Below are 7,316 nucleotides of genomic sequence, written 5' to 3'. Positions count from 1 at the left end.
GCGAGGTCGTAGTCGCGGATGCCGGTCGTGAAGTTGCCGGTCGCGTAGGGGCCGATCACGCTCGGGCTCACGCCCGTGGAGTAGTGGTGGGAGAAGAGGTACTCCATCGCGTTCAGGTCGCTCCAGGACTCACCCATCGCGCCACCCTGGGCGGACGTCAGTCCCTCGTCCGGGCCGCCGACCATCCGGTTGCTGATCGCGTGGGTGTACTCGTGGCCGACGACGGTCATGTCGAGCGCACCGTCGGCGCAGGGCGAGTAGAAGCTGCCCGCGATCGGCTGGAACAGGTACTGGTTGGTGATCCCCGGTACGCCGTCCTGCAGCGCGATCTGGTTGGCGTTGTCCCGGCCCTCGTAGGTCGGTGCACCGCCGGTGAGGCCCCCGGCCTCGGCATTGCCGATCTCCGGGTCGCCCCCCGTCCCGCCGCGGGACATGTTGTCCTGCTGCAGGTTGTAGTTCTTCTCGGTGAAGCCCAGGTAGTAGGCGTAGTCGTGCATCCGGTTGTGGCTCACGAAGAGGTTGGTGACGACCGCGTTGATGTCGTTGCCGCCGGGGTGCAGGTTGGTCGGGTCGCACCTGCTGTTGTTCCACGCGTCGGTGAACGGCTCGGTGTAGTCCCGGGTCGGGGAGATCGGTGCCTGCTCCGTGCCGCCGGGCGTCAGCGGGCTCCCCCAGGCCTCGTGCGTGGTGGCGTTGTTGCCGACCGTCGTCAGCGTCGGCAGGCCGGTGCGGATGTCGGTGTCCCACGGACCCGGCTCGGCGACGGTCACGAACGGCCCGGTCGGAGAGGTGCAGCCGGAGGCTGCCGTCCAGCAGCCGATGACGGAGTTCCCGGGCCTCGTGGTGCCCAGGGAGCCGAGGCTCGGGTTCGCCGTGAAGTAACGCCACCGGGGCTCGAACCCGGTGCTGGGGGTCCCGCTGCTCTGGTCGCTGGTCGCGACGCCGGCGGCGTAGTTGCCGGGCGGGGTGAACGGCACCGTGGGGTCGGTGAAGGGGCAGACCTGCATCGAGTAGATGCCCTTCGGGATCGAGTCCGCCGTGTACGTCGCCGCCTCGGGCGAGGTGCCGGTGTCCGCGCTGGCCAGGAGATCGCCGTTCGGCGCGAAGATCTTGACCACGATGTCGTCGAGGGTGTTCGCCATGGCTGCGGTCGCCACGATCGACTTCGTCTGGTCGTCGGTGAGCTCGAACTCGTGCCGGGGGCCGCAGGCGTCCGCGGTGATCTCGCCGCTGAACGGGTAGACGTCGCTGGAGTTGTCGACCTGGTTCTGCCGGTGCAGGACCTGGCCGGTGACTGCGTCGACCATCACGGTGTAGGCGAACGCCGAGCCCTGTGCCACGTCGACGACGTTCGCCTCGAACACCGGCCGCACGCTGCCGTCGGCCATCGCCAGGGATCGCAGCCGCACCTGCTGCTCCTGGGCGAACCCCGGGACGTGCAGGCGGGTCCATCCGCCGCTGACGGACTGGGTGATGTCCGCGAGGCTGGTCGACGGGACCGCACGCCCGACGTTCGCGGCCGCCTTCAGCCACCCGGTCAGCGGGGACATGGTGGCGCCGGGCGGTGTCCCCGTGGTGCGCGTCAGCGACGAGCTCACGTAGGCGATCTGGCCGCGTGCGACCCCGACGGTGACCATGCTGTCGAGGGCCGGGGCGAGCCCGCCGAACTCCTGGCGGAACAGCACCGCGCGGGCCGGGCTCCTGGCGAGCCGCTGGTCGCTGACCAGGCTCAGCGCCCGCATCTGGGCCGGCGTACGCCCGAAGACGGCGGCGTGGGCCGCGAGCCACGATCGTGCCGCCGTCACCGGGTCCGACGACGTCTCGGCCCCCAGGGAGCCGTCGGCGGGGAGGATCGAGGCGGGCGTGCCGAACTGGTTCCAACGCAGGTCGACGGCGCCCAGGGTCCCGGCCGCGGAGCGCTGGGCAGCGGTCGGCAGCACGTGCCCGCGCACGTCCAGGTCGCCGAGGCCCGGCACGGAGTCGCCGATCGTGGACGTCGTCGGCTGCGCGGAGGCGGCCGCGAGTGTGCCGCCGTACGCCGGGTGCTGGGCGAGGGCGATGCCCAACGCGAGGACGAGCAGGCCGAACCAGGCCAGCAGGAAGCTCCTGCGAGGGGCGCGCGGAATCATGCCCGCCACAACGCGCGGCGGGGCGCGGGGTTACGAGCACGCACGTGTGTCGTGCCCTGCACCACACCCGGCGCGCCGACCTCGCCAAAAATTGGAACGATCAAGTCGATCTCGGTTACCGTCCTCGGGTGCGTGCGATCCGTCGTTTCACCGTCCGTCCGGTCCTGCCTCCGGCGCTGTCCGCGCTCGGCGACCTCGCCGGGAACCTGCGGTGGTCCTGGCACCCACCCACCCAGGACGTCTTCGCGGAGGTCGACCCCGAGATCTGGGAGTCGACCAAGCACGACCCGATGCGGCTGCTGGGTGCGGTGACGCCGGAGCGGCTCGAGCAGCTGGCCTCCGACCAGAGCGTCCTGGACCGCCTCGGCTCGGCCAAGGCGGATCTCGACGCCTACCTCGTCGGCGAGCGGTGGTACAACCGCCGGGCCGGTGACGAGGCGCCGTCCCGGATCGCCTACTTCTCGCCCGAGTTCGGCATCACCGCCGTGCTGCCGCAGTACTCCGGCGGGCTCGGCATCCTGGCCGGCGACCACCTGAAGGCCGCCAGCGATCTCGGCGTACCCCTGGTCGGCGTCGGCCTGCTCTACCACGCGGGCTACTTCAAGCAGTCGCTGTCGCGCGAGGGATGGCAGACCGAGAACTACCCGGTGCTCGACCCCGACGAGCTGCCGATCACGCTGCTGCGCGAGAAGAACGGCGCCCGCGCCACGATCTCGATCGCGCTTCCGGGCGGACCCGAGCTGATGGCGAAGATCTGGGTCGCCCAGGTCGGCCGGGTGCCGCTGTTGCTCCTCGACTCCGACGTCGAGGGCAACCCCGACCACTTCCGCGACATCACCGACCGGTTGTACGGCGGCACCTCCGAGCACCGCCTGCGCCAGGAGATCCTCCTGGGCATCGGCGGGGTCCGCGCGCTGCGGGTGCATGCGCGCCTGACCGGGGCCCCCGAGCCCGAGGTCTTCCACACCAACGAGGGCCACGCCGGCTTCCTCGGCCTCGAGCGCATCCGTGAGCTGACCCTCGAGGAGGGTGGCCCGAAGCTCGACTTCGCGACCGCGCTCGAGGTCTCACGAGCGTCCACGATCTTCACCACGCACACCCCGGTGCCCGCGGGCATCGACCGCTTCTCGCGCGAGCTGATCGAGCAGTACTTCGGCTCGGCCGGGCCCGTTGCCGGCGTACCACTGGAGAAGATCCTGGCGCTCGGCGCCGAGGACTACGCCGGTGGCGACCCGACGGTCTTCAACATGGCGGTGATGGGCTTCCGGTTGGCCCAGCGCGCGAACGGCGTCTCGCAGCTCCACGGACACGTCAGCCGCGAGATGTTCCACGGGCTGTGGCCGGCGTTCGACGAGGCCGAGGTGCCGATCACGTCGATCACGAACGGCGTGCACGCACCCACGTGGGTGGGGCGCGAGGTGTTCGACCTGGCCGAGCGGCACGGTGCGAACGGCGACGACGACGAGGTCGACTCGTTCTGGGAGGCCGTCGACCGGACGCCGTCCGGCGACATCTGGTCGGTCAAGCACCTGCTGCGTGAGCGCTTGGTGGTCGAGGCGCGTCGCAGGCTGATGCGGTCCAACCTGAAGCGCGGCATCCCGGCCGCCGAGCTGGCCTGGGTCGACGAGGCGCTGGACCCCGACGTCCTGACGATCGGGTTCGCGCGGCGCGTGCCGTCGTACAAGCGGCTCACGCTGATGCTGCGCGACCCTGAGCGGCTGAAGCGACTGCTGCTCCACCCGGAGCGTCCGGTGCAGCTGATCATCGCGGGCAAGGCGCACCCCGCCGACGACGGCGGGAAGAAGCTGATCCAGGAGATCGTGCGCTTCGCCGACGACCCCGAGGTCCGGCACCGGATCGTCTTCCTGCCGAACTACGACATCGCGATGGCGCAGCCGCTCTACCCGGGGTGCGACGTCTGGCTGAACAACCCGCTGCGCCCCTACGAGGCGTGCGGCACCTCCGGCATGAAGGCGGCGCTGAACGGGGGGCTCAACCTGTCGATCCTCGACGGCTGGTGGGACGAGTGGTACGACGGCTCGAACGGCTGGGCGATCCCGTCGGCCGACGGCGTCGACGACCCCGACCGCCGCGACGACCTCGAGGCCGCCGCACTCTACGACCTGATCGAGAAGGACGTCGCCCCGCGTTTCTACGACGTCGACCACGACGGCGTACCGACGCGCTGGATCGAGATGGTCCGTCACACGCTGAAGTCGCTCGGCCCGAAGGTGCTCGCGACCCGGATGGTGCGCGACTACGTCCGCCGGCTGTACACGCCGGCCGCGGTCACCGGGCGGGCGCTCAACTCCGACTACAAGGGCGCCACCGAGCTCGCCACCTGGAAGAAGCAGGTGCGGTCCGGCTGGGACGACGTACGCGTCGAGCACGTCGAGAGCCACGGTGTCGGCGACAACCCCGAGGTCGGCTCGATGCTGACCGTCCGGGCGTTCGTGGCGCTCGGGTCGCTGACGCCGGACGACGTCGCGGTCGAGGTCGTGCACGGCGTGATCAACGGCGACGACGACCTGGTCGACTCATCGGTCACCCAGCTCGCGCTGACCGACAGCTACGACGGCGGCCGCTACCGCTTCGACGGCGAGGTCGCGCTCAAGCGCGGCGGCGCCTTCGGCTACACCGTCCGCATCGTCCCCCGCCACAACGTCCTCGCCTCGGTCTCCGAGATGGGCCTGGTCGCCCTCCCCTGACGCTGACCCGGCTCTTCGCGACGCTCCAGGACGCCGACCCGGCTCTTCGCGACGCTCCAGGGCGTCGATCCGGCTCCTCTCGACACGGGCTCGAGCCGGATCATCGGTCTCTGCTGTCGGTGCGAGCCGGGTCGGCGTTCTCTGGCGTCGGTACTAGCCGGGTCGGCGTTCTCTGGCGTCGGCACGAGCCGGGTCGGCGTTCTCCGGCGTCGGCATGAGCCGGGTCAGCGCTTCTCAGCAGCACACTTCTGCCGGGTCAGCGTTCCCGGACCACCACCACGGTCCGGCCGTCCAGGGTGAGGGACTCGCCGGGGGAGACATCGGTTCCCACGGGGTGCTGGGGGCAGGTCGAGACGACGACCTCGCCGTCGCGGGTCCAGACCCCCGACGGCATGGTCACCTTCACCGCGTCGGGCTCCGCGTTCAGCCAGATCAGGAACGAGCTGTCCCACTGCTGCTCACCGCGCGGACCGGGGGAGCGGAGCGGGTCGCCGGTGACCAGCATCCCGACCACCGACAGCTCGTTGTCCGCCCAGTCGTCGCCGGTCATCTCCCGGCCCTCGGGGTGCACCCAGATCAGGTCCTTGCGGCCGCCCACGATCGTCGGGCGGCCCTCGAACCAGTGCCGCTGCCGCAGCGCGGGATGCTCGCGTCGCAGCCGCAGCGCGGCCTTGGTGATCTCGTAGACGTCGAGCCACGCGTCGTCCGGCCGCCAGTCGATCCACGAGGTCTGGTTGTCCTGGACGTACGGGTTGTTGTTGCCGCCCTGCGTGCGCCCGCGCTCGTCGCCGGCGGTGATCATCGGAACGCCGTTCGAGAGGCACAGCGTCACCAGCAGGTTCGCCGCCGTACGACGGCGCAGCGCGGCGATCTCGGCGTCGTCGGTCTCGCCCTCGACGCCGAAGTTCTGCGAGCGGTTGAGGTAGGACCCGTCCTGGTTGCCCTCGCCGTTGGCATCGTTGTGCTTGTCCTCGTAGGAGACCAGGTCGCGCAGGGTGAACCCGTCGTGGGCGGTCACGAAGTTCACCGAGGCGTACGGCGATCGCCCGTCGTCGGCGTACAGGTCCGACGATCCGGCGAGCCGGGTCGCGACGGTCCGGATGCCGTTGGTGTGGCCGCGCCAGAAGTCGCGGACCGTGTCGCGGTACTGGTCGTTCCACTCCACCCACGGCGGCGGGAACTCCCCGACCCGGTAGCCGTCGGCCGAGACGTCCCACGGCTCCGCGATCAGCTTCACGTGCCGCAGGGTCGGGTCCTGCCCGATCGCGATCATCAGCGGCGACGCCATGTCCACGGCATGGCCGGAGCGTGACAGCGCCGACGCGAGGTCGAAGCGGAAGCCGTCGACATGCATCTGCGACGTCCAGTAGCGCAGCGAGTCGAGCACGAGCCGCAGTGCGAACGGGTCTGAGGTGTTCACCGTGTTGCCGCAGCCGGTGATGTCCCAGTACATGTCCTCGAAGGGGTCGCCCGGCGCGCGGTGGTCGACGCGGTGGTAGAACCCGCGGTCGTCGAGGCCCCGGAACGACAGCGTCGGGCCTCTGACGTCGCCCTCGGCTGTGTGGTTGTAGACGACGTCGAGGATCACCTCGAGACCCGCGGCGTGGAAGGCCCGCACCATCTCCCGGAACTCGCGCACCTGGCCGCCACGGTCGCCGGCCGACGAGTAGCCGCCGTGCGGCGCGAAGAAGCCGATCGTGTTGTAGCCCCAGTAGTTCGCCATCCCGCGCCGCAACACGTGCGGCTCGCTGGTGAACTGCTGCACCGGCAGCAGCTCGACCGCGGTCACCCCGAGATCGAGCAGGTAGTCGATGACCGCCGGCGTGGCCAGCCCGGCGTACGTGCCGCGCAGGTGTTCGGGCACCCGGTCGTGCAGCGCTGTCATCCCCTTCACGTGCAGCTCGTAGATCACCGTGTCGCGCCACCGCGTGTACGGCCGGCGGTCGTCGCCCCAGTCGAACCCGGGGTCGTGCACGACCACCCCCTTCGGGACGTACGCCGCGGAGTCGAGGTGGCTGCGGCGGCCGGGCGACCGTACGTCGAAGCCGAAGATCGACCGGTCGTAGGCCAGGTCTCCGCTGATCGCGCGCGCATAGGGGTCGAGCAGCAGCTTGTCGACGTTGAACCGCAGGCCCATCTCCGGCGCCCACGGCCCGTCGGCGCGGTAGCCGTACCGGGTGCCGGCAGCGACTCCGGGGATCGCGCCGTGCCAGATGCCCAGCGACACCTCGGTGAGCGGGTGCCGGGTCTCCGTCCCGACACCGCCGTCGTCGTCGAAGAGACAGACCCAGACACCGGTCGCCTCCGGGGCCCGCACCGCGAAGTTCGTGGCCTCGGCGTCGTACGACGCCCCCAGCGGCCAGGTGCGGCCCGGCCACACCGGGGCGGTCTCGCCGGGGTGGCGCCAGGTTCCAGGGGTCACTCGCGACATTGTGGCCGACGGTCGGCAGAATGCCGGAGGAAACCCCACAGCTCGACG

3 protein-coding genes are annotated in these 7,316 nt (G+C 70.7%); 1 reads left to right on the top strand and 2 read right to left on the bottom strand.

The window, feature by feature from the left end:
• On the bottom strand, nt 1-2,129 hold a 2,129-nt coding region (locus tag VGK78_RS08505), incomplete at its 3' end, for a M36 family metallopeptidase (RefSeq protein ID WP_331527178.1).
• A 128-nt stretch (nt 2,130-2,257) separates the two neighbouring features.
• Between VGK78_RS08505 and glgP the strand changes: the two genes are divergently transcribed.
• Nucleotides 2,258-4,837, top strand: coding sequence for an alpha-glucan family phosphorylase (gene glgP, locus VGK78_RS08500; RefSeq protein WP_331527177.1), 2,580 nt, complete (start codon nt 2,258-2,260; stop codon nt 4,835-4,837).
• 256 nt (nt 4,838-5,093) lie between these two features.
• On the opposite strand, the gene glgX is transcribed toward glgP, so the two are convergent.
• On the bottom strand, nt 5,094-7,268 hold the full coding sequence (glgX, locus tag VGK78_RS08495) for a glycogen debranching protein GlgX (RefSeq protein WP_414690657.1): 2,175 nt from the start codon (nt 7,266-7,268) through the stop codon (nt 5,094-5,096).
• Between the last annotated feature and the right edge of the window lie 48 nt (nt 7,269-7,316).

The sequence above is a fragment of the Nocardioides sp. genome (assembly GCF_036503465.1).
In the GTDB taxonomy this organism is placed as follows: Bacteria; Actinomycetota; Actinomycetes; order Propionibacteriales; family Nocardioidaceae; genus Nocardioides.
This window is presented reverse-complemented; position numbering and strand designations above follow the sequence as displayed.